Here is a 23,023-nt window from a genome sequence, read left to right as displayed (position 1 = left end):
CGACCAGACTCGCGCGATGACCAGGACGACGGAGAAGACCGAGAAGCCCGAGAAGATCACCCGCATCAACCCCGAGCAGCTGCACCAGACTCCCGGCTACCACCACATCACGGTGGTGGAGTCCGGCCGCACCGCCTACCTGGCGGGACAGTGCCCCCTGGACGGGAACGGCGCACTGGTCGGCCCCGGCTCCTTCGAGGCACAGGTCGACCAGGTGGTCGCGAACGCCCTCACCGCCCTGGCAGCGGTGAACGCCGAGCCCCACCACGTGGTCCGGTCGGTGGTCTATGTACGGAGCGACGACAGGGAGGCCCTGGCCACGGTGTGGAGCCGCCTCACGGCTTCCCCCCTGGGCCCGGCCTTCACCACCGCCAGCACCCTCCTGGGAGTCGCCCAACTGGGCTTCTCGGGCCAACTCGTCGAACTGGACCTCACCGTGTCCCTGCCCGACTGAGGCCCCTCGGCCGCCTGCCGATCGGGCTTAGCTCCAGTCGCGGGACTGGCGGGTGCGTTTGGTTTCCGAGCGTTGTTTCTTCTCGCGCAGGCGGCGTTCGTTGATGCCGCGGGGGATCTTCGTGGGGCGGCGGGGCTTCGGGGGTGGGGCCGTCGCCTCGGCGAGGAGGGCGGCCAGGCGGACCGCGGCCGTCTCGCGGTTGCGCCACTGGGAGCGGTGCTCCGAGGCGCGGACCGTGACGACGCCGTTGACCAGGCGGGAGGCGAGGCGCTCCAGGGCGCGGGCCTTCCACACCTCGGGAAGTGCGTCGGTGGCCGCGAGGTCGAAGCGGAGCTCCACCTGGGAGTCGCTGGTGTTGACGTGCTGACCGCCCGGCCCCGACGACCGCGAGAAACGCCACTGGAGCTCGGCCTCGGGCAGCGAGACGGAGCCGCGGATGGGATACGGACCGGACATGCCTTCCATGTTCCCCGCAGGGGGCCTGAGGAGTCATCCTGTTTTCGTTCGGCGGCGGCCGGGAACCGCCGACCGCCGACGCGCGTTTCTCCAGGCGACGACAGAACGATGAAAGGGACTTTCCATGGCTGTGAGCCTGTCCAAGGGCGGCAACGTCTCCCTGACCAAGGAGGCCCCGGGCCTCGCCGCCGTCACCGTGGGCCTCGGCTGGGACGTCCGCACCACCACCGGCACCGACTTCGACCTCGACGCCTCGGCGATCGGCGTGGACGCCGCGGGGCGGGTCGCCTCGGACGCCCACTTCGTCTTCTTCAACAACAAGGCGACGCCGGACCAGACCATCGTGCACACCGGTGACAACCGCACCGGTGAGGGCGGCGGCGACGACGAGCAGATCAACGTCAACCTCGCGGGCCTCCCGGCGAACGTCGACAAGATCGTCTTCCCGGTCTCCATCTACGACGCGGTGTCCCGCTCGCAGAACTTCGGCCAGGTGCGCAACGCGTACATCCGCATCGTGAACCAGGCCGGCGGCGCCGAGATCGCCCGCTACGACCTCTCCGAGGACGCCGCCGTCGAGACGGCCATGATCTTCGGCGAGCTGTACCGCAACGGCGCCGAGTGGAAGTTCCGCGCCGTCGGCCAGGGCTACGCCTCGGGCCTCGAGGGCATCGCCCGCGACTTCGGCGTCAACCTCTGATCGTTCGCGACTGATCCTTCGCGACTGATCCTTCGCGACGCAGGAGAGCCCCGGCCGGGAATCCCCGCCGGGGCTCTACCCTTCTTGCCGTGATCGTCGAAGCCCTCCCGCACGCGGAAGCGCACGCCCTCCCCGGCGCGCTGCTCACCGAGCTCACCGCGCTGTACGCCTCCAACGAGGAGTTCCAGCAGCTCAGCGGCGACTTCCCGGATCCGTCCGACATCCGGCCCGAGCAGGTGGCGGCCGCGCTCGCCGAGGATCTCGCCCAGCCGACCGCCGAGGTCCTCCTCGCCCGCTCCGAGGGCCGGCTCGTCGCCGTGGCCGTCACCCTGGGCCGCCACCCGGACCCGGCCGAGCCCGATCCGTGGCTGGGGCTGCTCATGGTCCACGCGGACGAGCGGCGCGCGGGTCACGGCCGCCGGCTGGCCGCGTACGTCGAGGACCGCTTCCGCGCCGACGGGCGTACGGGGCTGCGGCTCGCCGTCCTGGAGAACAACCCGAAGGCGCTGGCCTTCTGGACGGCCCTCGGTTACGAGGAGACGGACCGCCGCCCGGACCTCGCGCACGGCCGGGCGTGCATCGTGATGCGCAAGAGCCTGGACGGGCCCTAAGGCTTGGCGGGCTTCTCGTCGCCGTAGAGCCAGACGTCCCACAGCGCGTCGAGGTCGCGGCCCGCCACGCTCTCCGCGTAGGCCGTGAAGTCGTCCGTGGTGGCGTTGGCGTGGCGGTACTTCGCGGCCCAGCCGCGCAGGATCTCGTCGAAGACGCGGTCGCCGACCGTCTGGCGCAGCTTGTGCAGGACCATCGCGCCCCGCTGGTACACGGGCGGGTCGAAGAGGTTCTCGGCGGTGGGCGGGGCGGCGGGCGGGAAGGCCCAGTTGGCGTCCTGGGCGAAGGCGCGCGCGAAGTGGGTCGACGCCGGGACGTGCTCGTACTCCTCGTCGTACAGCCACTCCCCGTACGTCGCGAAGCCCTCGTTCAGCCAGATGTCCTGCCAGCTCTCGGGCGTGACCGAGTTCCCGAACCACTGGTGGGCCTGCTCGTGCAGGAGGGTCGCCCGGTCGAAGGAGGCGGCCGGGAAGACCGGCCGGGTCTGGGTCTCCAGGGCGTATCCGAGGGTCCCGTCCTTGGTGACGACGGCCCCGGCGGCGGAGAAGGGGTACGGGCCGAAACGCTTCACCTGGCGGGCGAGGAGCTCGGGGATCTCGGCCCGCAGCGCGGCGCTGCCCGGCGCGACGGGGGTCTCGGCGGCGGTGAGGACGGGCACGGTGCCGAGGGCGGTCGCGGTCCCCGTCTCGTACCGGCCGATCGCGACCGTCGCGAGGTAGCCGGCCATCGGTTCGGCGGTGTGCCAGACGGTGGTGACGCGGCCGTCCTTCTCCGTCCGCCGCTCGGTCCTGACGCCGTTGGAGAGGCCGTCGAGTCCGGCGGGGAGGGTGAGCGCGAGGGTGTAGGTGGCCTTGTCGGAGGGGTGGTGGTTGCCGGGGAACCAGGTCATGGAGCCGGCCGGTTCGCCGACCGCGACCGCCCCGTCGGCGGTGCGCAGCCAGCCCTCCTTGGAGCCGTCGGCGTCGGTGAGCGGTTCGGGCACGCCCGTGTACGTGACGGTGGCCTTGAACTCCTTGCCCTCGGCGAGTTCGTCGCGGGGGCGGAGGGTCAGTTCGTTCCCGGCCCGGTTGTACGCGGCGGGGGCGCCGTCGACGGTGGCGCCGCGCACGGTGAGTCCGGCGAGGTCGAGGTTGAAGGCGCTGAGGTCCTGGGTGGCGCGGGCGGTGATCTCTGCGGTGCCGTCGAGGCGGCCGGAGGCCGGGTCGTAGGCGAGGGTGAGGTCGTAGTGCCCGACGTCGTAGCCGCCGTTGCCGAGCTTCGGGAAGAGCGGGTCGCGCAGCCCGGCCGCGCCGGGAGTGCCGCGGACGCCGCCGGCGGCCTCGGTGCAGCCGCCCACCAGCAGGAGGAGGGCGACGAGGGCGAGGGCTCCGGTCCGGCTGCGTTCTGACACGTACCGATCTTAAGAGGTCAAAACCGAAAAAAGGCGGTGGCGTCCGGTCGGGGGATCCGGACGCCACCGCCGCACGGGGGACGTCAGTTCGCGAGGGCGGCGACGCCGGCCTGGGCGAACTTCTCGTCGAGGTCGCCCGAGGGGGCACCCGCGACACCGATGCCCGCGATGGGCGCGCCCTTGGCGGTCACCGGGGCGCCACCGGCGAGGAAGAGGGTGCCGGGGATGTCCTTGAGCTGCGGGGCGTTGGCGAGGCGGCCGGCGAGGACGGAGGTCGGGGCGTTCCAGGAGACGGCCGTGAACGCCTTGCGCTCGGCCGACTCGTAGGACTGCGGGCCGGCGCCGTCGCCGCGGAGGGTGACGATGGTGTTGCCGTTGCGGTCGACGACCGCGACCGACACGCGCTGGTTCTCCGCCTCGGCGGCGTCCAGGGTCGCCTGCGCGGCCTTGGTGGCGGCCTCGATCGTCAGGTGCGTCGTCTGCAGGGTGTTGCCGTTGTCGGCGTCGGCCATGACGGCGGCGGGGGCGGCGGCCGGGGCGGCGGCGTTCGCGGAGACCACGCCGAAGGTGCCGGCGGCGACGACAGCGGCGGCGGTGGCACCGAGGACGATCTTCTTCATGACTGACTCCGTAAGAGGTGAGGAGGAGAGGGAGAGGGAAGCCTTCGAGCGGTTCGTTCGTCCTTCGCTCTGCCTCCATCCTCCGGCCGGAACCGGCGCCCACCGGTCCACGGTCCGGCTGCCCTCGGCGCGCGCACCGGACGACGGGCCTGTCAGCCGATCGGTTGATGCCCGGCTGGTCCCTCCGGGCCACCATGGACAGATACACGCAGGTCAGCAGGCAGGGAGGCAGCACGGTGACCCGGCCCACGCAGCACGACCCGGACGCCCACCGGCCCACGCAGCACGACCCGGACGCCCACCGGCCGACCCGGCCCACGCCGCACGACCCCGACGCACACCGGCCGACCCGGCCCACGCCGCACGACCCCGACGCACACCGACCGACCCGGCCCACGGAACACGACCCGGACGCCCACTGGCTCGCGCGGGTCATGCACATCGCGTTCTTCCTGCTGCTCGGCGCCTCCCTCGCCCGCTTCCTGCTGCGGCACGACTGGGAGCCCCGCAGCCCCTGGATCATCGCCCTCAGCGGCGCCCTCGCCTCCCTCTACCTCCTCGGCCCGGTGCTCGGCACCCGCGCCACCCCGCGCCGGACCGCCTGGCTGGGCACGGTCGTCGCCGTCTGGGTCGTCCTCGTCGTCCTCGCCCCCAGCTTCGCCTGGTGCGCCGTGCCGCTCTTCTACACGGGCCTGCGCACCCTCCCGCCGCGCGCCGCCCTCGGCCTGGTCGGCCTGCTCACCGCCTTCGTCGTCTTCGCGCAGGTCCAGCTCTCGCACGGCGGCTGGGACCCCAACCTGATCGTCGCCCCGCCGGCCGTCGCCGCCCTCGCCACCGGCGTCTTCGTGTACTCCGACCGGCAGGCCGCCCGCCAGCGGGCACTCATCGACGACCTGATCCGCACCCGGCGCGAACTCGCCGCGATCGAACGCCGCGAAGGCACCCTCGCCGAGCGCCAGCGCCTGTCCATGGAGATCCACGACACCCTCGCGCAGGGCCTGTCGAGCCAGCAGATGCTGCTCCAGGCCGCCGACCGCACCTGGGACAGCGACCCCGTCACGGCCCGCCGGCACGTCCGCACCGCCGAATCCATCGCCGAACGCAACCTCGCCGAGGCCCGCCGCTTCGTGCAGGACCTCGCCCCCGCCGACCTCGCCGGCGACGGCGGCCTGGAGGAGGCCCTGCGCGGTCTCGCCGCCCGCGAGTCGGCGGCCTTCCGGATCGACGGGATCGCGGTGCCGCTGCCCGACCGCGTGCAGGCGGCGCTGCTGCGGATCGCGCAGGGCGCCCTCGCCAACATCCGCGAGCACGCCGGCGCCGAATCCGCCGCCCTGACCCTCACCTACCTCGACGACCAGATCGTCCTCGACATCGCCGACGACGGCCGCGGCTTCGACCCGGCGCTCGCCCGCGAGCAGGCCGAACGCGGCCACGGCCTGCCGGCGATGCGGGTGCGCGCCCAGCAGCTGGGTGGCACCCTGACGGTCGAGTCCACCCCGGGCGAGGGCACGGTGCTCTCCGCCGCGATCCCGCTCTCCCTGGAGTCCTGATGTCCGTACGGATCCTCCTCTGCGACGACCACGTCGTCGTCCGCGCCGGCCTGCTCGCGCTGCTCGGCAGCACCCCCGACATCGAGGTGGTGGGCGAGGCGGGCAGCGGCGAGGAGGCCGTCGCCATGGCCGCGAAGCTGAAGCCGGACGTCGTCCTGATGGACCTCCAGCTCGGGGCGGGCATCGACGGCGTGGAGGCGACCCGGCGGATCGCGCCCACCGGTGTCCACGTCCTGGTCCTCACCACGTACGACACCGACGCGGACATCACCCGGGCCATCGAGGCGGGCGCCACCGGCTACCTCCTGAAGGCCGAGCGGCCCGAGGAGCTGTTCGCCGCGATCCACTCCGCGGCGCAGGGCCGCACGGCCCTCTCCCCGCCGGTCGCCAGCCGGGTCATGGACCGCATGCGCGGCGCGGCCGGGCCGAGCCTGACGGACCGGGAACGGGACATCCTCGGCCAGCTCGGCCGCGGCCTCGGCAACCGGGAGATCGCACGGGCCCTGTTCATCAGCGAGGCGACCGTGAAGACGCACCTGGGCCGGATCTACGCCAAGCTCGGCGTCGACACCCGCGCGGGCGCGGTCGCGGTGGCGAAGGAGCGGCGCCTGCTGCCGTAGCCCGTAGGGCTGGTCCGTGGCGCCATTCCCCGGCACCGCCCCACCCCCACTGCTACCGTGCGTCGTCGTCCAACCGCACGGTGTCATGTCTCAGTGGGAGCGCACGTGAAGCTCGCGATCGTCGGCGGTGGCCCCGCCGGCCTCTACCTTTCGATCCTGCTGAAGCGGCAGGATCCGTCCCACGACATCGCCGTGTACGAGCGGAATCCCGAGGGCTCCACGTACGGCTGGGGCGTGACGTACTGGGCGGGGCTGCTCGACAAGCTGCGCGCGGGCGACCCGGAGTCCGCGGCGGCGGTCGCCGAGGCCTCCGTGACCTGGACCGACGGGGTCGCCATCGTCCGCGACGAGCGGACCGTCCACCGCGGCGACGCCGGCTTCGGCATCGGACGGCGGCGGATGCTCGCGCTGCTCGCCGACCGGGCCGAGGAGCTGGGCGTACGGGTCGAGTTCGAGCACGACATCCCGGGGCCCGACGCGCCCGAACTGGCCGGCGCGGACCTGGTCGTCGCCGCCGACGGCGTCAACAGCGTGCTCCGCGAGGCGCACGCCGGCCACTTCGGCAGCGAGGTCACCAGCGGCCGCAACCAGTACATCTGGCTAGGCACCACCAAGGTCTTCGACTCCTTCAGCTTCGCCTTCAAGGAGACCGAGCACGGCTGGATCTGGTGCTACGCCTACGGGTTCAGCGGCGAGCGCTCCACCTGTGTCGTCGAGTGCTCCCCCGAGACCTGGACCGGCCTCGGCCTCGACACCCTCGGCGAGGCCGACAGCCTGAACCTCCTGGAGAAGCTCTTCCACGACCTCCTCGACGGGCACGAGCTGATCGGCCGCGACCGCGCCGACGACGCCGCCCAGTGGCTGACCTTCCGCACCCTCACCAACCGGGTCTGGCACCGCGGCAAGCTCGTCCTCCTCGGCGACGCCGCCCACACCACGCACTACTCGATCGGCGCGGGCACCACCCTGGCCCTGGAGGACGCGCTCGCCCTCGCGGACGCCCTGCGCGCCCCCGGCGACCTGGACGCCGCGCTCACCGCGTACGGGAAGCGGCGGCGCGCCGAGCTCGTCTCCGCGCAGAGCGCCGCCCGCTACAGCGCCCAGTGGTACGAGAACCTGCCGCGCTACATGAGCCTGGAGCCGGCCAAGATGTTCGCGCTGCTCGGCCAGCGCCACTCGCCGCTGCTGCCGCACGTCCCGCCGCAGCTGTACTACCGGATCGACCGGGCCGCCGGGCAGCTGGAGGCCCTGCGGCGGCTCAAGCGCTGGCTCGGGCCGCGGGTGGCGCGGGCGGTGCACGGCCGCCGCTGACGCCTTCTAGACGTCCCGGCGGTGGACCGAGACCAGGGCCACCGCCACGGCGCCCACCGCCCAGGCCCCGTACACCGTCCACGCCCCGCCCGCGGTCCACGGGTAGTCCACCGGCACCGGCGACACCCCCACCTCCGTGAGCCGCTTCCACGCGCCCTGCGGCAGCGCGTGCAGCAAGGTCGCGCCCCAGCGGTTGCGCTCGTCCATCAGCGCCGGCAACAGGAGCAGCAGCCCGGTGAGGGAGACGATCGTCGTCGCGGTGTGCCGGAGCAGCGCCCCCAGGCCGAAGCCGGCGAGCGCGCACACCGGCGCGAGGAGCGCCGACGCGGCGACGGCCCGGAGCACGCCCTCGTCGCCGAACCCCATGCCGACGCCCCGGCCGTCGAGCACGGCCTGCGTCGCGGCGAACGAGACTCCGGCGACCAGCGCCCCGTACACCAGCATCACGGCGGCGAGGACGAGCGTCTTCGCGGCGACGAGGGCGCGGCGGGCCGGGACGGCCGCGAAGGTCGTACGGATCTGCCCGGTGCCGTACTCGCCGACGATCATCAGCGCGCCGATGGAGCCGGTCGCGAGGATGAACACCATGGCCCCGCCGAGCGTGAACGCGTCCCGCATCGCCCAGATCGGCACGAAGAGCTCCTTGATGCCGTCCGGGTAGTTCGGGTAGTTGCGGTGGTCGGCGAGGGTCGCGTTGAGGTTGACGCCGAGGGCGGCGACCGCGCCGACGGCGAAGGCCCACGGGGTGGAGCGCAGGGACCACAGCTTGATCCACTCGGCGGCGAGGAGGTCACGGAAACGGGCGGCGGCGGGCATCAGCGGTACTCCACACTGTCGGCGGTGAGCTCCATGAACGCCTCTTCGAGGGAGGAGGCCCGCGGGGTGAGCTCGGCGAGCGGAACGCCGTGGCGGAAGGCGAGGAGACCGATCCGGTCCGCGTCGATCCCGGTCACGGCGAGTCCGCCTCCTTCCCTGCGTACGGTCGCGTCCTCGGTCTCCGTTCGTACGGTGGCGTCCCCGGCGTCCGTCCGTACGGTGGCGCCCTCGGCCCGCAGGGCGGCGGCGAGGTCCGGGGCGGCGGCCGGGTCGGCGGGCCGTACGGTCACGCTCCGGCGGGTGCCGCGCGCGGCGAAGTCGGCCACGCTCTCGGCGGCGATGAGCCGGCCGCGGCCGATGACGACGAGGTCGTCGGCGGTGTGCTCCATCTCGCTCATCAGATGGCTGGAGACGAACACCGTGCGGCCCTCGGCGGCGAGCCGCCGGAACAGCCCCCGGGCCCACCGCACGCCCTCCGGGTCGAGACCGTTGACCGGCTCGTCGAAGAGCAGCACGGGAGGGTCGCCGAGCAGCGCGGCGGCCATGCCGAGGCGCTGCCGCATGCCGAGCGAGTAGCCGCCGATCCGCCGTCGTCCCGCGTCCCCGAGGCCCACCTCCTCCAGGACCTCGACGGCCCGGCGGCGCGGGATGCCGTTGGTGCGGGCGAGCGCGGCGAGGTGGGCCTCGGCGGTCCGGCCGCCGTGCACGTCGTGCGCGTCGAGCAGCGCGCCGACGTGCCGCAGCCCGCGCGGCAACTCCCGGAACCGCCGCCCGCCGACGGTGGCGGTCCCCGAGGTCGGCTCGTTGAGGCCCAGGATCAGCCGCAGGGTCGTCGACTTCCCGGCGCCGTTCGGCCCGAGGAATCCGGTGACCCGGCCGGGCCTCACGGCGAAGGTGAGGCGGTCGACGGCGGGGCGGGGGGCGGCCGGGCGGACCCCGCGGCCGTAGTGCTTGGTCAGTTCGTGGACGTCGATCATGCGGCCCACGGTCGCGGGCCCGCACCCCCCGGCACATCGGCTCGGCGGCCACAAGCGGGGCCCCGGGGTGGCCCGGGGGCGTAGGCCCGCGGGCCGATGTGGCGGCGGGCGCCCGCGCCTACGATCACGATCATGACCGCCACCGCCACCCCGACCGACCGCCCGTCGAGCGGACGGGTGCCGGCGGCCCTCGCCTGGGGCGCGGCCGTCGCGCATCCCTTCCTGCTCCTGACCGCCGTACGGACCGGCCCGTACCGCTCCACCGAACTGCGGCTCTTCCTCACCGCCGTCGTCGTGGGCCTCACCCTGCCCCTGGCGCGCCGCAACCCGCTCGCCGCCCTCGGACTGCTGCTCGCGGGACTGCTCGCGGCGGCGACCACCCGCCCCGACGCCGTACTCCTCTACCTCCCGCTGCTCGCCGCCGACGCCGTCGTGGGCCGGATCGCCGCCGCCCGCCCGCTCCGGGTCCTGCTGCCCGCGGCCCTCGGCACGCTCGCCGTGCAGATCGGGGCCGCGACGTACACGACCTCCGGACAGGACGTGTTCGTCAGCACGGTCACGGCCCTCGCGCTCGCCCTGCTCACCGCCGGGCTCCTCGGCCGGTCCGTACGCGAACGGCGCGGCCACGCGGCGGAGTTGCGTGCCGCGACCGCCGCCGAGGCCGTCGCCGCCGAACGGCTGCGGATCGCCCGCGAGCTGCACGACGTCGTCGCGCACAGCATCGGCGTCATCGCCATCCAGGCGGGCGTCGGCCGCCGGGTCATCGACACCCAGCCCGCCGAGGCCCGCAACGCGCTCGCCACCATCGAGACCACCAGCCGGGAGACCCTCGCCGGTCTGCGCCGCACCCTGGGCGCGCTGCGGGGCGCCGACGGCGACGGCCGCCCGGCCCCGCGCGACCCGGCGCCGGGCCTCGCCGACCTGGAACGGCTGGCCGCGTCGACGGCGGACGCGGGGGTACGGGTCGCAGTGCGGCGCCTCGGCAACCCGGACGGCACGCTCCCGCCGGAGGTCGACCTCGCCGCGTACCGGATCGTGCAGGAGTCCCTCACCAACGTCGTCCGCCACGCGGCCACCCCCACCTGCCGGGTGACGGTCGAGCGGCGCACGGACACCCTGCTCGTCGAGATCGCCGACGAGGGCCGCGGCGCGCCCGGCGGGGAGGCGGGCGCGGGCGGGTACGGCCTGGTCGGGATGCGCGAACGCGCCGAACTCCTCGGCGGCAGCCTCACGGCGGGGCCGCGCCCCGGAGGCGGCTTCCACGTCACGGCACTGCTGCCGCTCCCGGAAGGAACCCCGACCTCGTGAACAGTCCGATCCGCGTCCTCCTCGTCGACGACCAGCCGCTGGTACGGGCCGGGCTGCGCGTCCTGATGGCCGACACCCCCGACATCGAGGCCGTCGGCGAGGCGGGCACCGGCACGGAGGCGGTCGCCCTGGCCCGGGAGCTGGGGCCCGACGTGGTGGTGATGGACGTCCGGATGCCCGGCATGGACGGCATCGAGGCCACCCGTATCGTCACGGGCGCGGGCCCCGGCGCGCCGCGGGTCCTCGTCCTCACGACCTTCGACGACGACGAATACGTGTACGGGGCGCTGCGCTCCGGCGCGAGCGGCTTCCTGGTGAAGGACATGGCCCTCGACGACATCCTCGCCGCGATCCGGGTGGTGGCCGCCGGTGACGCCCTGATCGCCCCGGGCGTGACGCGCCGGCTGATCGAGGAGTTCGCGGCCCGGCCGGAGCCCGCGCGCCTTTCGCCGCGCGGGCTCGACGGCGTCACCGAGCGCGAACGGGAGGTCCTCACCCTCGTCGGCCGGGGCCTGTCGAACGGCGAGATCGCGGCACGGCTCCACATCAGCGCGGCGACCTCGAAGGCACACGTGGCCCGCCTCTTCTCGAAGCTGGACGCACGGGACAGGGTGCAGCTGGTGATCGTGGCGTACGAGGCGGGGCTCGTGCCGTGACGGCACTCTCGCGTACGGGACGGGCGGGCCCGGTGCCGCTCGCGTACGGGAGCGGTCCGGCGCCGTGACACCATCGGACCCGTGCTCGACATCGGCTACTCCCTCTCGCGTCGCTTCCCCGACCCCCCGCAGACCGACTACCGGCGCGCGGACGTCCACGCGCTGCGCCACGACCTGTTCTGCGGGGACGTGTACCTCGCCGACACCGAGGCGGACCGCGAGGTGTCCACAGCCTGGGGATGGGTGCCGGTCCTCGACTTCGCCTGGGCGCTGTGCGACATCGTCGAGCAGCTGGACCAGGACCCGCGGGGCAGCCGGGCGGCGCAGCCGCAGTACGCGGAGCTCGACTTCACCGAGTCCACGGACCGGATGCTCTTCGAGCGACGCTTCGGGTGGGTGGACGTCGAGGCGGACTGGATGCCGGGGGAGGAGCCGCCGGTGACGTTCAACCATGCGGAGTTGCGGCGGGAGGCGCGGGACTTTCTGCACGATCTGATCGCGGACCTCACGGACATGCACGAGGGTCTGGCCGACAACCCCACGATCTGGACCCTCCAGTCCCGCTTCCCCCGCCTCCCGTAGACCCCCCCGTTGTGGGCAGGCGTTCCGCAAGGGGCGGAACGGGTGGGCACAACGGACCCGCGCCATGCCGGCGCCCGAGGCTCCCGCGCCTGAACCCGCACCCTGGTGACGGCGCCGTCGTGGTGCGGGTCCAGGCGCGGAACGCGGAGGCGCCGCGAAAGGGCGCCGTCCCGTGTGCCCACCCGTCCCGCCCTGCGGGACGATTGCCCACACGGCAGCGGGCCCAGGCCCCACACGGGCGCGGGGGCACCGCCCAGCAGGCGCGCCGACCCGCCCGCAGCGCATCGCCCCTCAGTCCTCCACCCGTACCCCCAGCCGCGCCGCCAGCACCGGCGCCAAGTCCAGGAGCTGGGCCGTGGAGATCACCGCGCCGGACAGCGAGTCCACACCCCCCGCGATCTCAAGCCGCTGCGCGCCCCGCAGGTCGACGTCCTTGAGGCGCGCCCCCGAGAAGTCCGCCCCCGTCAGCGCGCAGTCCACGAACTCGACCCGCTCCAGCACCGCGCCCCCGAAGTCCGGTTCGCTCAGGACGCAGCCCTCGAAGACGACGTCCTTCAGCTTCGCCGCCCGCAGGTTCAGATAGTCGATCTTGCCGCCCCGGACGACGACCCTCTCCAGGACCGCCCCGTGCAGCTGCGTCCCGCCGAGCCGCGCTTCCACGAGCTCGACGTCCCGCAGCTGCGCCCCCGCGAGCTCGGTGCCCACTCCCCGTACCCCCGTGAGCACCGAGTCGAGGAACCGCGCCGCCGTGAGCCGCGCCCCGTCGAGCCCGCAGTCGCGCAGCGCGCAGTCCAGGAACCGGGCCCCTTCGCCCGACTGGCCGGTCAGGTCGAGCCCGGCCAGTTCGAGGCCGTCGTAGTCCCCGTCCGGTGCGAGCCCGCCCCCGTACGCCTCCAGGGGAGGCAGCCGCACCTCCGGCCGTCGTGCCCCCGCCACCTTCTTCTTCCGGTTCCCGGTCGTCGCCATGCACCCCATCGTGAGGTACGCCACTGACAACGCCCCCGATGTCACATCCGCGGCCCCGCCCACCGTCCCCCGTACGAGACCTTCACGAAGGAGACGGACATGCGGAAGCTCACGATCATCGGCGGCGGTTTCGCCGGACTGACCGCCGCCATCACGGCCGCCGAGGCCGGCACCGAGGTGACCCTGCACGAGGCGCACCGGACGCTCGGCGGCCGGGGCCGTACGGCCGGCGGCCCGTACCTGACCAACGAGGGCCCGCACGCGCTCTACAACGGCGGCCCCCACTGGACCTGGCTCAAGCAGCGCGGCCTCATCGGCCCCCTGGCCGCGCTGCCGCCGGCCGAGGCCGTCCGCTTCCGCGTGCACGTCGACGGCGCCGTGCGCCGCATCCCGCCGCTCGCCCTGTTCCGTCAGGCCCGCCGCAACCCCGAACAGGCCCCCGTCGACCTCGACTTCCGCACCTGGGTCACCGGTCTCGCGGGCGAGCGCACCGCGCGCGTGGCCGCCGCGTACAGCGGGGTCGCGCTCTTCCACCACGACCCGGGCTCCCTGTCGGCGCGTTTCGTGCAGGAACGGCTGCACCGGGCCGCGGCCCTGCCGCCGGAGGCGCACTATGTCCGGGGCGGCTGGGGCGAGCTGATCGAGCGGATGGCCACGCGCGCGCGTGAGCTCGGCGTACGGATCGAGACCTCGTCCCGGGTCGACGCCCTGCCGGTCGGCGGCGGGCCCGTGATCGTCGCGACCGCCCTGCCCGCCGCGGCCCGGCTCCTCGGCGACCCGTCGCTGACCTGGGAGAGCGGTCGTACGGTCCTGTTCGACCTGGCGCTGCGGACCCGGAAGGGCGATCCGTTCGTGGTCTCCGACCTGGACGCGCCCGGCTGGATCGAGCGGTTCACGGCACAGGACGCCTCGCTGGCGCCGGCCGGGCAGCAGCTGATCCAGGCGCAGTTGCCGATCGGGCCCGAGGCGTCGAAGGCGGACGGCGTCGCGCACGGCGAGCGGCTGCTCGACCTCGGTTTCCCGGGCTGGCGCGAGCGGACGGTGTGGCGGCGGGAGTCCGTCTCCCAGGGCCGTACGGGTGCGGTGGACCGCCCGGGCACGACCTGGCGCGACCGGCCGGCCGTCGACCGGGGCGACGGGGTGTACCTGGTGGGCGATCAGGTGGCGGCGCCGGGCGTGCTGTCGGAGGTGTCGTTCACGAGCGCGGTCGAGGCGGTGTCGCTCGCCCTGCGCGCGGACCTCGTGGACCGCCACCACCACCACGGCCTCGACCTCAGGCACGCTTGAGGCTCAGGCACGGCCTTGACCTCAAGCGCGCTTGAGGTCGGAGGGTGGAGCAGTCCACCCGTACGACGACAGGGGAACCGTCATGCACGCCATCCGCCTCCACGCCTTCGGCCCCGCCGAGAACCTCACCTACGAGGAGACGTCCGACCCGGTGCCCGGCCCCGGCCAGGTCCGGGTCCGGGTCGCGGCGGCCGGCGTGCACCTCCTCGACACGGCCCTCCGCGAGGGCGCCACGGGCCCCTTCCCCGCGCCCACCGCGCTCCCCACGATCCCCGGCCGCGAGGTCGCCGGCACCGTCGACGCCCTCGGCGAGGGCACCGACCCGGTCTGGCTCGGCAAGCGGGTCGTCGCCCACCTCGGCATGAACCCCGGCGGCTACGCCGAACTCGCCGTCACCGACGCCGCCCGGCTGCACGCCCTGCCCGACCACCTCGGCGAGGCGGAGGCCGTCGCCATGATCGGCACCGGCCGCACGACCCTCGGCATCCTGGGCTTCACCGAACTCGGCCCCGACTCGGTCGCGATCGTCCCGGCCGCCGCCGGCGGCATCGGCACCCTGCTCGTCCAGTACGCGAAGAACGCCGGCGCGACCGTCGTCGGCCTCGCCGGCGGCCCCGCGAAGACCGCGCTCGTCGAGGCGAACGGCGCGGACCTGGCCGTCGACTACAAGCGGCCCGACTGGCCGGAGAAGGTCCGCGCGTACCTCGACTCCGTCGGCAAGGAGGCCACGGTCGTCTTCGACTCGGTCGGCGGCGACACCGGGCGCGCCGCCGTCGACCTGCTCGGCAAGGGCGGACAGCACCTCGTCTTCGGCTGGTCCGGCGCCGGACTCCACGACGGCGAACCGCTCACCTTCAGCCCCGAGGAGCTCGCCGAGCGCGGCATCACCTCGGAGTCCGTCCTCGGCCCCGTCATGATCCAGAAGGCGGGCGGCGACATCCGTACGCTCGAACTCGCCGCCCTGGACGCCGCGTCCACCGGGACGCTGCGCCCCGCGGTCCACCGCTTCCCGCTCGCGCAGGCGGCGGAGGCCCACCGTGCCCTGGAGAACCGGGGCACGACGGGCAAGGTGGTGCTGGTCCCGTAGGGGGTCAGACCCCGAGGACGTCCCAGGAGTGCGCCTTGAACTCCTTCGTGAAGTCGGGGTGGTCCTCCCACATCCGGGCGATGGAGCGCAGCACGTCCCAGTTGTGCTCAAGCGCCTGGTCGACGACCTGCCGCAGTTCCGGCGCCGTCTCCCGCTTCTCCACGAGTCCGTTCACCTGCGACGCGGCCTGCACGGTGTAGCGCAGGGCGCGCAGCGCACGTGACGTGTCGTCCATGCCGAAGCCGTGGTCGCTCCCGTTGGCGGGGTCGAAGAGCGGGGTCAGCCGCGCCTCGATGAAGGCGGTGATCCGCTGGAACCGCTGCTCAATGTCCGTATCCATGCACCCTTCCTACACCGTCGCCCCGCCGAGCTCGGCCAGGGCCCCGTCCGTCAGCCGGTACACGGACCAGTCGTCCTGCGGGCGGGCGCCCAGGGACTCGTAGAAGTCGATCGAGGGCTGGTTCCAGTCGAGGACCGACCACTCCAGGCGCTCGTAGCCGCGCTCGACGCAGATGCGGGCCAGTTCGCGCAGCAGCGCCTTGCCGTGGCCGCCGCCGCGGGCCTCCGGGCGGACGTACAGGTCCTCCAGGTAGATGCCGTGGACACCGCGCCAGGTGGAGAAGTTGAGGAACCAGAGCGCGAAGCCGACCGGCTCGCCCGTCTCCGTCTCGGCGATGTGCGCGAAGGCGGCGGGCCGCTCGCCGAACAGGGCCTCGTGGAGCTGCTCGGGGGTCGCGCGGACCTCGTCGAGGGCCTTCTCGTACGCGGCGAGGTCGCGGATCAGGGCGTGGATGACGGGGACGTCGGCGGGTGCGGCGGTACGGATCATGGCCCCACCCTGCCTCGGCTCAGGCCCTCCTGGCCAGCAGGATCCGCGCGAGGGCGACCTGCTCGGGGTCGAGGCGGGGTTCGCCGTCCTCGACGTCCCACAGGCCGTTCTGCAGGACCCGGCCCAGCGTCCACGCGGTCGCCCGCCGCCGGTCCCCGACGACCTCGGCGAGCAGGTCGAACCGCCACAGCGCCTCGTCCGGGTCGAAGCGGTCCATGAGCGCCGGGAGCAGGTCGAAGCCGGGGTCGCCGGCCAGCGGCTTGGGGTCGATCGCCAGCCAGGGTTCCCGCTCGGCCGCCAGGACGTTCCCGAAGTGCAGGTCCCAGTGGAGCAGCCGGTCCCCCGGCTCGCCGGCCACGTCCCGTACGGCCGCCGCGCAGTCCCGCAGCACGGCGGCGTCGTCCGCGCCGAGCCGCGCCACGGCCCCGGGCACGTCGGCGAGCATCCCGGCCGCGATGTCCCCGAGCGTGCGGAGCCCCTCGGGGGCGGGGACGGCGACGAGCCGGGCGAGCAGGCCCGCGACGATCCCGAGCGCCTCACGGGTGTCCTCGACCGAGGACAACGGCCGGGCCTCGTCGAGCCGTTCGAGGAGCATCGTCCCGGTCGCGGCGTCGTGGTCGAGCAGCCGCACGACGCCGCCCCCGTCCCAGACCCGCAGACCGACGGGCTCCCCCTCGCTCTCGTCGTCCAGAAGCTGCATCTTCAGCGCGGCGGGGGCACCGTCGGCGACCCGCTCCACGGGCAGCACGAGCGAGGCCACGCCGTGCATGGAGGGCCCGGTGACCCGCAGCCCCCACCGCCCGAGGAACTCCTCGGCCCGCTCGGGCAGTCCGGCGACGAACTCCCGCCCGGCCTCCCCGTTGTACTTCACCTGCGACGCGACGAGCTCCTCGGGTACGTGAATCACCCCACGACCCTAGACACCGGCGTCCCGCAGCGCCTCCGAAATTCCCCGCCCGTGTGGGCAATCGTCCCGCTGGGGCGGGACGGGTGGGCACACGGGACGGCGCCCTCAGCGGCGCCTCCGCGTTCCGCCCTGGGGGTACCTCCCGGACGAAGTCTGGGGGAGGAACGCATGCCCACAACGGCCGTGCGGCCATGGTCCCGCCCCGGTAACCTCCCGGCACGCATCCGGAAGAGGGATACACATGAGCACGGTCAACGGCGGAATATCGTTCTGGTACGCGCAGGAGGGCGCCCCCGCGCCCCGCGAACCGCTCCCCGGCGACTCCACCGCCGATGTCTGCATCGTCGGCGGCGGCTACACGGGACTGTGGACCGCCTACTACCTGAAGAAGGCCGTCCCCTTCCTCAACATCACCGTCCTCGAAGCCAAGTTCTGCGGCTACGGCGCCTCCGGGCGCAACGGCGGCTGGCTCTACAACGGCATCGCCGGCCGCGACCGCTACGCCAAGCTGCACGGCCACGAGGCCGCCGTCCGCCTCCAGCAGGCCATGAACGCCACCGTGACCGAGGTCCTCGACGTCTGCGAGACCGAGAAGATCGACGCCGACCAGCACCGCGGCGGCGTCCTGGAGGTGGCCCTCTCCCCCGCCCAGCTCGCCCGCCTCAAGGCCTTCCACGCCGCCGAGCTCGCCTTCGGCGAGACGGACCGCGCGCTGTACGGCGCCCGGGAGACGGCGGACCGCATCCGCGTCGCCGGGGCCGTCGGCTCCTCCTGGACCCCGCACGGCGCCCGCCTGCACCCGGTCAAGCTGGTCAAGGGCCTCGCCGCGGCCGTCGAGGCGCTCGGCGTCACGATCCACGAGTCGACGCCCGTCACGGAGATCAGGCCGAAGCACGCGATCACCCCGTACGGCACGGTCCGCGCCCCGTACGTCCTGCGCTGCACCGAGGGCTTCACCGCCTCCCTCGCCGGCCAGCGCCGGACCTGGCTCCCCATGAACTCCTCGATGATCGCCACCGAGCCGCTCAGCGACGCCCAGTGGGAGTCGATCGGCTGGGACGGCCGCGAGACCCTCGGCGACATGGCCCACGCCTACATGTACGCCCAGCGCACCGCCGACGGCCGCATCGCGCTGGGCGGCCGGGGCGTCCCGTACCGCTTCGGCTCGAAGACCGACAACGACGGCCGCACCCAGCCGCAGACCATCGAGGCCCTCCGCGAGATCCTGGTCCGCTTCTTCCCGCAGCTGGCGGGCGTACGGGTGGACCACGCCTGGTCCGGCGTCCTCGGCGTCCCGCGCGACTGGTGCGCCACCGTCACCCTCGACCGCTCCACCGGCCTCGGCTGGGCCGGCGGCTACGTCGGCTCCGGCGTCGCCACCGCCAACCTCGCCGCCCGGACCCTCCGCGACCTGATCAAGGAGGACTCCGGCCAGTCGGGCACGACCGACCTCACGGCCCTCCCCTGGGTCAACCACAAGGTCCGCAAGTGGGAGCCGGAGCCGCTGCGCTGGCTCGGCGTCCAGACCATGTACGCCGCCATCCGGGGCGCCGACCGCCGCGAGGCCACCACCCACACGGCGGAGACGGACCGCGTGGCCGTCCTCGCGAACCGCCTCAGCGGCCGCTGAGCAGCCGGGGGTGAGGGCGCGCCCGCGCACGCCCTCACCCCCGGCGGGGCTACTCCACCTCGATGCCGAAGTCCCCCACGAGCTCCTCCAACCCGCCCCGGTACCCCTTCCCCCCGAGGACGAAGTCCCAGTCGCCTCCGGCCCGTCGGCGGAACGACCCGAGGACGAGCGCGGTCTCCCCCGGCCGCCCGTCGGACACCTCAAGCCGGTCGAGCTCGGCGCCCGCGTCGTCCCGCAGCCGGATCCCCGCCTCCGTGAACCCGCCCAGGTCCGCGTCGGGGTTCACCTCCGGGTCCACGGCCGCCACCAGGACCAGCCGGTCCGCCCGCGCGGGCAGCGCGTCGAAGCCGACCCGCACGGCCGCGCGGTCACCGGGCGCGGCCGCCACCATGGCGACCGAACCGTCGGGCGTCGCGGGGTTGTTGAAGAAGACGAACCACTCGTCGCCCAGGACCCGGTTGCCGGCGCAGACCAGCGCGCAGACGTCGAGGGCGGCGGAGCCCGACCACACCATCCCGAGCAGGTTGAAGTCGTCGGCGGCCTCGGCGGGCGCGGACACGGGCGGCGCGGACACGGGAGGCGCCGCAGGCGCGGGCCCGCCCAGGCGGCCCCGCAACCCGTGCTGGTGCAGCAGGTCCACCAGCTCGGTCCCCGGGATCAGCGTCAGCGGCTTCCCGTTGGCGAAGGTGTACGAGCCGGGCCCGAACTTCGAGGTGGTCACCAGGACCCCCTTGTTGGCCCCGGCGTCCTGCACGGTCCCGAACAGATCCCGTACGGCGGACGGCGGCACCGTGTTCCGGTACCGCTTCACCTGCACCACGATCGACCCGCCGCTGATCGGATCGGGATCGAGCGCCTTCACGTCGACCCCTCCGTCACCCGACCGCTCGGTGGTCACCGCCTGGAGCCCCCGCGCCCGGAACAGCTCGGCCACGAGCCCCTCGAAGGCGATCGGATCCATGGTCAGCAGATCGGGCTCCTCGCCGTCCCCCTGCACCACCACGTCGGAGCCCACCTGGTCGGGCGCCAGCAGCGGCGCCACCGCCACCCGCTCCTCCGGCTTGGCCGAGAGCCGCCCGCCCAGGGCCCCGGTCAGACACTCGACGGCCCCCACGAGCTCCAGGTTCAGCCGGTCGAACACCGGCCGCTCCACGACGACCGAGGCCACGCACACCCGCGAGGCGAGCCCGGTGGCGGGGTCGACCCCGCCGACGTACCCGTTCAGCGCCACCCTGCCCAGCGCCCCGAACCGGTCGGCGGCGAACAGCTCCCGTACGGCGAGGAGCACGCTCTGCGCAAGGACGTCCCGGTACAGCGCCCGCCGCTGCGTCACCGGCCGCGGGACCTCCTTGTCCTGGTCGGTGCTCGGCAGGTACTTGACGCCCTTGGCCTCGGGAACGACCTCGTACCCGGGCAGGTCCCAGTCGAGCACGAGCCCCCGCCCCGCCCGGTCGTAGGCGGCGGACACCTCACGGGGGAAGCCCTCGGGCCAGGCGGTCGACGCGAACAGCACGGCGGTGAAGTACTCGACGACGGTGCCGGCCTCCCCGTCCCGCAGGGCCGCGACCGTCCCGTCGATGCCGCTGTTGTGGGCGCGTATCTCGGCCCGGCGGCCGGCCGCCCACTCGTCGTACGCGCGCCGGTACGCCGCCAGTTGCTCGACCCGCCGCGCCTCGGCCGCCTGCGCCGCGTACCAGTCGTGCTCGAACCGGGCCCGCGCGTCCCGCTCGGCCTGGGCACGCCCGGACGCCGTCCAGGCCCCCTGCGGCTGGTAGAACCGCTGATCCGGCAGGGCGACGGGCTCCCCCAACGGGCCGGGGGAGAACGGCTCGACGTCCTCCTCCCGCCGCAGCGACTCCACGCCGAACGCGGGAGCCCGACAGCCCACCGCGAGCAGCGACTCCAGGAGGGCGACCCGCTGGTCGAGCTCCTGGGTCCGCCGCAGCGCGTCGGCGTCCCGCTGCTGCCGATAGGCGGCCCGCTGCTCCCGCTGCATCCGCGCGACGTCCCGCTCGTACGCCCGCTGCGCCCGCTCGGCGTCCCGCTGCTGCCGCAGCACCGCCTGGTGCTGGCCCTCCCGCTGCCTCTGCGCCACCCGCTGCTGCTCGGCCCACACCCCGATCAGCCCACCGGAACGCCGACTCATCCGCGCACCCTCCCCACGACCCCGATCACCTGTACGCCCCCCGTGCGCACAAGTGTCCCGGACCGGGTAACTCCTGTGCACGGAGAGACCGAAAGCGAGCCGAGAAGCCGGACCCGCACCGAGCGGCCGCGACAAGCCGACGGGGCCCGTCCCGGCGACACGCGCCGGGACGGGCCCCGAGGGGGTGACCGGAAGGACCGGTCAGAACAGGTAGTTGTACGAGGAGCCCGCCGTGTCGCCCCAGCCCGTGCCGAGCTTGATGCGGGTGGCGAACGGGGCCGTCGCGGTGCCCGTGCCCTTGTACAGCCAGAACACTCCGGCGGTGTCGCGGGCGACCAGGTCGGAGCGGCCGTCGTCGGTGAGGTCGCCGGGACCGGTCAGGAGCGGGTAACCGCCCCAGCCGCTGCCGACCTTGACGCGGGTGGCGTACGGGGCGGTGGCGCTGCCGGTGCCCTTGTAGAGCCACAGCGCGCCGGTGGTGTCCCGGGCGATGAGGTCCGCGCGGCCGTCACCGCTGAAGTCGCCCTGGCCGGTGAGCTGGTTGTAGGCGCCCCAGCCGCTGCCGATGCGGACGCGGGTCGCGAACGGCGCGCTCGTGACGCCCGTGGCCTTGTACAGCCACAGCACGCCCGACCCGTCACGGGCGATCAGGTCCGCGCGGCCGTCACCGGTCACGTCGCCGGCGCCCGTGAGGTTGTTGTAGGCGCCCCAGCCGGTGCCGACCCTGGTCCGCGTGGAGAGCGGCTCGTAGTCGTTGCCGGTCGTCCGGTAGTACCAGAGGACACCGCCGGCGTCCCGGCCGACGACGCCGCCGCCGGTGGCCTGGACGGTGATCGGCGAGAGCTTGGCGAGGGCGTTGTAGACGCCCCAGCCGCGGCCGACGTTCTCGGCCCAGTCGACGAAGGGGGTCGCCGCCTTGCCGGTGCCGCGGTGCCACAGCAGGTTGCCGCTCTTGTCCCGGGCGAGCATCGCGTAGTGCGTCGGCACCGGGCGGGTGCTGACGATCGGGAACGTGGAGCTCTTCTCGGGGTTGCCGGTCCCGAAGTCGTAGACCTGGTAGACGGCATCGGACTGGATCTTCCACGCGGCCGCGGAGGCACCGGCCTTGAGGCTGTACGAGATGGTGACGTCGGTGGGCCCGGAGGTGCCGGGGTCGATGTCGCAGTAGATGCCGCCGCCGAACTCGATGCCCTCGCTGTGGTCGCAGTCGGCGATCGTCGAACTGGCGGCCAGGCCGGTGATCGTGACCTGGGTCTCGCCGTCCTCCCAGTCCCGCAGGCCCGGGGCCGGCTGGAAGTAGATCTCGAGCCTGCCCTCGTCCACCGCGTGCAGGGTGACGGAGTGGGTGACCGTGGCGCCCGCCGGCAGGGCCGGGGTGTTCAGGGCCAGCGTGTTCTGGGCGACGTGCTCCAGCGTCTTCGCCGTCACCGTACGGGCGGCGCGCGTGCCGTCCTCCGGCAGGCTGCCGACGATCTGCGCGTCCTTGACGGCCTTCGCGAGGTCCGTGCCGCGCGGGGCGTAGACGGCTCCGTAGTGGAGCGTGGTGCCGTCGGCGGTCGACGCGGCGGCCGAGACGTCCAGCGAGGGGAACGGATTGTCCTCGTTGACGGGGCACGTGTACACGCCGACGACGCCCGCGCGGGCCGTGCAGGAGGTGGACGGCTCCAGGCTCAGCCCGCTGGGCAGCCCCGCCTGCGTCCACGCCGGGTCGGTCAGCGGCGCCTTGCTCAGGGCGTAGACCAGGGTGCCGTCGGGGATGCCCCCGAGGCCGCTCGGGGACAGCTCGGTCCAGCCGTCACCGGGCTGCAGCACCCGGTTCTCGAAGTCGAAGTCGACCACGTCCTGTCCCGCGGCGGACGCGGCACCGGCCCCGGACACCAGACCGGCCACAAGGAGCGCGGCCGTCCCCCCGAGAGCGACGATTCTTCGCACGAATGAAGTTCCTCTGTGCATTCCCGTGCCGCACGGCACGGGAGACCACGGGAGCGCACACGGGCGGCCGTCAACCCCCCGCGGCTACGCCAGGCAAAGACCCCTCCCCCCTGGGCGCGTGCGCAACGTACCCCAGACCCCCCGGCCTCCCGCATCCGGGTTTCCCCGGACCCGCCCCGGACACGGCGGG

Annotated in this window: 23 protein-coding genes; 12 read left to right on the top strand and 11 right to left on the bottom strand. The window is 74.0% G+C overall.

From position 1 onward, the window contains the following. Positions 1-16 precede the first annotated feature (16 nt). On the top strand, positions 17-454 hold the full coding sequence (locus ACWGN5_RS16890) for a RidA family protein (protein WP_453515633.1): 438 nt from the start codon (positions 17-19) through the stop codon (positions 452-454). A 27-nt stretch (positions 455-481) separates the two neighbouring features. Here the strand turns inward: ACWGN5_RS16890 and arfB are convergent, their stop codons facing one another. Next, positions 482-919, bottom strand: coding sequence for an alternative ribosome rescue aminoacyl-tRNA hydrolase ArfB (gene arfB / locus ACWGN5_RS16885; RefSeq protein ID WP_078908429.1), 438 nt, complete (start codon positions 917-919; stop codon positions 482-484). Positions 920-1,034: 115 nt separating this feature from the next. On the opposite strand from arfB, the gene ACWGN5_RS16880 reads away from it, so the two are divergent. Both ACWGN5_RS16880 and ACWGN5_RS16875 read left to right on the top strand, forming a co-directional pair. Then, positions 1,035-1,610, top strand: a complete 576-nt coding sequence (locus ACWGN5_RS16880) for a TerD family protein (protein ID WP_453515631.1) — start codon at positions 1,035-1,037, stop codon at positions 1,608-1,610. Positions 1,611-1,699: 89 nt separating this feature from the next. Beyond that, entirely contained in the window at positions 1,700-2,221 is a 522-nt protein-coding gene (locus ACWGN5_RS16875; RefSeq protein WP_453515629.1) for a GNAT family N-acetyltransferase, read from the top strand. Here the strand turns inward: ACWGN5_RS16875 and ACWGN5_RS16870 are convergent. After that, the gene (locus ACWGN5_RS16870; protein ID WP_453515627.1) at positions 2,218-3,609 is read right to left on the bottom strand and encodes a M1 family metallopeptidase; all 1,392 of its coding nucleotides are present in this window, start codon (positions 3,607-3,609) and stop codon (positions 2,218-2,220) included. The two genes, ACWGN5_RS16875 and ACWGN5_RS16870, sit on opposite strands and share 4 nt — an antisense overlap. Positions 3,610-3,692: 83 nt before the next feature. Beyond that, positions 3,693-4,229: a GlcG/HbpS family heme-binding protein gene (locus ACWGN5_RS16865; protein WP_453515624.1), complete on the bottom strand. Its 537-nt coding sequence runs from the start codon at positions 4,227-4,229 to the stop codon at positions 3,693-3,695. Between the two features lie 434 nt (positions 4,230-4,663). Here ACWGN5_RS16865 and ACWGN5_RS16860 point away from each other — a divergent pair, with 434 nt between their 5' ends. The 3 genes from ACWGN5_RS16860 (at position 4,664) to ACWGN5_RS16850 (ending at position 7,710) form a co-directional block, all read left to right on the top strand. Further along, positions 4,664-5,779, top strand: a complete 1,116-nt coding sequence (locus ACWGN5_RS16860) for a sensor histidine kinase (RefSeq protein ID WP_453515804.1) — start codon at positions 4,664-4,666, stop codon at positions 5,777-5,779. Continuing rightward, positions 5,779-6,399, top strand: coding sequence for a response regulator (locus ACWGN5_RS16855; protein ID WP_015035223.1), 621 nt, complete (start codon positions 5,779-5,781; stop codon positions 6,397-6,399). The genes ACWGN5_RS16860 and ACWGN5_RS16855 overlap by 1 nt, the downstream gene beginning before the upstream one ends. Before the next feature lie 105 nt (positions 6,400-6,504). Further along, positions 6,505-7,710, top strand: coding sequence for an FAD-dependent monooxygenase (locus ACWGN5_RS16850; protein WP_453515621.1), 1,206 nt, complete (start codon positions 6,505-6,507; stop codon positions 7,708-7,710). A gap of 6 nt (positions 7,711-7,716) precedes the next feature. On the opposite strand, the gene ACWGN5_RS16845 is transcribed toward ACWGN5_RS16850, so the two are convergent. Together ACWGN5_RS16845 and ACWGN5_RS16840 are read right to left on the bottom strand one after the other, a co-directional pair. Beyond that, positions 7,717-8,526, bottom strand: coding sequence for an ABC transporter permease subunit (locus ACWGN5_RS16845; protein ID WP_453515620.1), 810 nt, complete (start codon positions 8,524-8,526; stop codon positions 7,717-7,719). Further along, positions 8,526-9,503 (bottom strand): ABC transporter ATP-binding protein, encoded by a 978-nt coding sequence (locus tag ACWGN5_RS16840; protein WP_453515618.1) that lies wholly within the window; start codon positions 9,501-9,503, stop codon positions 8,526-8,528. The genes ACWGN5_RS16845 and ACWGN5_RS16840 overlap by 1 nt, the downstream gene beginning before the upstream one ends. A gap of 132 nt (positions 9,504-9,635) precedes the next feature. Here ACWGN5_RS16840 and ACWGN5_RS16835 point away from each other — a divergent pair, with 132 nt between their 5' ends. From ACWGN5_RS16835 to ACWGN5_RS16825, 3 genes are all read left to right on the top strand, one after another. After that, positions 9,636-10,811 (top strand): sensor histidine kinase, encoded by a 1,176-nt coding sequence (locus ACWGN5_RS16835; RefSeq protein ID WP_453515615.1) that lies wholly within the window; start codon positions 9,636-9,638, stop codon positions 10,809-10,811. Beyond that, positions 10,808-11,467, top strand: coding sequence for a response regulator (locus tag ACWGN5_RS16830; RefSeq protein WP_453515612.1), 660 nt, complete (start codon positions 10,808-10,810; stop codon positions 11,465-11,467). Before ACWGN5_RS16835 ends, ACWGN5_RS16830 begins: the two co-directional genes overlap by 4 nt. A gap of 81 nt (positions 11,468-11,548) precedes the next feature. Then, a complete protein-coding gene (locus ACWGN5_RS16825; protein WP_453515610.1) occupies positions 11,549-12,049 on the top strand; it encodes a hypothetical protein in 501 nt (166 codons plus the stop codon). 291 nt (positions 12,050-12,340) lie between these two features. Here ACWGN5_RS16825 and ACWGN5_RS16820 read toward each other — a convergent pair whose 3' ends face one another. Then, entirely contained in the window at positions 12,341-13,015 is a 675-nt protein-coding gene (locus tag ACWGN5_RS16820; protein WP_453515608.1) for a pentapeptide repeat-containing protein, read from the bottom strand. 99 nt (positions 13,016-13,114) lie between these two features. On the opposite strand from ACWGN5_RS16820, the gene ACWGN5_RS16815 reads away from it, so the two are divergent. Both ACWGN5_RS16815 and ACWGN5_RS16810 read left to right on the top strand, forming a co-directional pair. Further along, on the top strand, positions 13,115-14,302 hold the full coding sequence (locus ACWGN5_RS16815) for an NAD(P)-binding protein (protein WP_453515605.1): 1,188 nt from the start codon (positions 13,115-13,117) through the stop codon (positions 14,300-14,302). An 82-nt stretch (positions 14,303-14,384) separates the two neighbouring features. After that, complete coding sequence (locus ACWGN5_RS16810) at positions 14,385-15,389, top strand: zinc-binding dehydrogenase (RefSeq protein WP_453515603.1); 1,005 nt, start codon at positions 14,385-14,387, stop codon at positions 15,387-15,389. Between the two features lie 4 nt (positions 15,390-15,393). Here the strand turns inward: ACWGN5_RS16810 and ACWGN5_RS16805 are convergent, their stop codons facing one another. The 3 genes from ACWGN5_RS16805 to ACWGN5_RS16795 are packed head-to-tail and all read right to left on the bottom strand — an operon-like array spanning position 15,394 to position 17,125. Then, entirely contained in the window at positions 15,394-15,729 is a 336-nt protein-coding gene (locus ACWGN5_RS16805; protein ID WP_453515601.1) for a hypothetical protein, read from the bottom strand. 9 nt (positions 15,730-15,738) lie between these two features. Next, positions 15,739-16,218: an N-acetyltransferase family protein gene (locus tag ACWGN5_RS16800; RefSeq protein ID WP_453515598.1), complete on the bottom strand. Its 480-nt coding sequence runs from the start codon at positions 16,216-16,218 to the stop codon at positions 15,739-15,741. Positions 16,219-16,237: 19 nt separating this feature from the next. Then, positions 16,238-17,125 carry an aminoglycoside phosphotransferase family protein gene (locus ACWGN5_RS16795; RefSeq protein ID WP_453515595.1) on the bottom strand — a complete coding sequence of 296 codons (888 nt, stop codon included), beginning with the start codon at positions 17,123-17,125 and terminating at the stop codon, positions 16,238-16,240. A 241-nt stretch (positions 17,126-17,366) separates the two neighbouring features. Here ACWGN5_RS16795 and ACWGN5_RS16790 point away from each other — a divergent pair, with 241 nt between their 5' ends. Beyond that, on the top strand, positions 17,367-18,755 hold the full coding sequence (locus ACWGN5_RS16790; RefSeq protein WP_453515593.1) for an NAD(P)/FAD-dependent oxidoreductase: 1,389 nt from the start codon (positions 17,367-17,369) through the stop codon (positions 18,753-18,755). Positions 18,756-18,804: 49 nt separating this feature from the next. On the opposite strand, the gene ACWGN5_RS16785 is transcribed toward ACWGN5_RS16790, so the two are convergent. Then, complete coding sequence (locus tag ACWGN5_RS16785; protein ID WP_453515590.1) at positions 18,805-20,901, bottom strand: restriction endonuclease; 2,097 nt, start codon at positions 20,899-20,901, stop codon at positions 18,805-18,807. 201 nt (positions 20,902-21,102) lie between these two features. Next, the gene (locus ACWGN5_RS16780) at positions 21,103-22,833 is read right to left on the bottom strand and encodes an FG-GAP repeat domain-containing protein (protein WP_453515589.1); all 1,731 of its coding nucleotides are present in this window, start codon (positions 22,831-22,833) and stop codon (positions 21,103-21,105) included. Between the last annotated feature and the right edge of the window lie 190 nt (positions 22,834-23,023).

The sequence above is a fragment of the Streptomyces sp. NPDC055815 genome (genome assembly GCF_053616475.1).
This window is presented reverse-complemented; position numbering and strand designations above follow the sequence as displayed.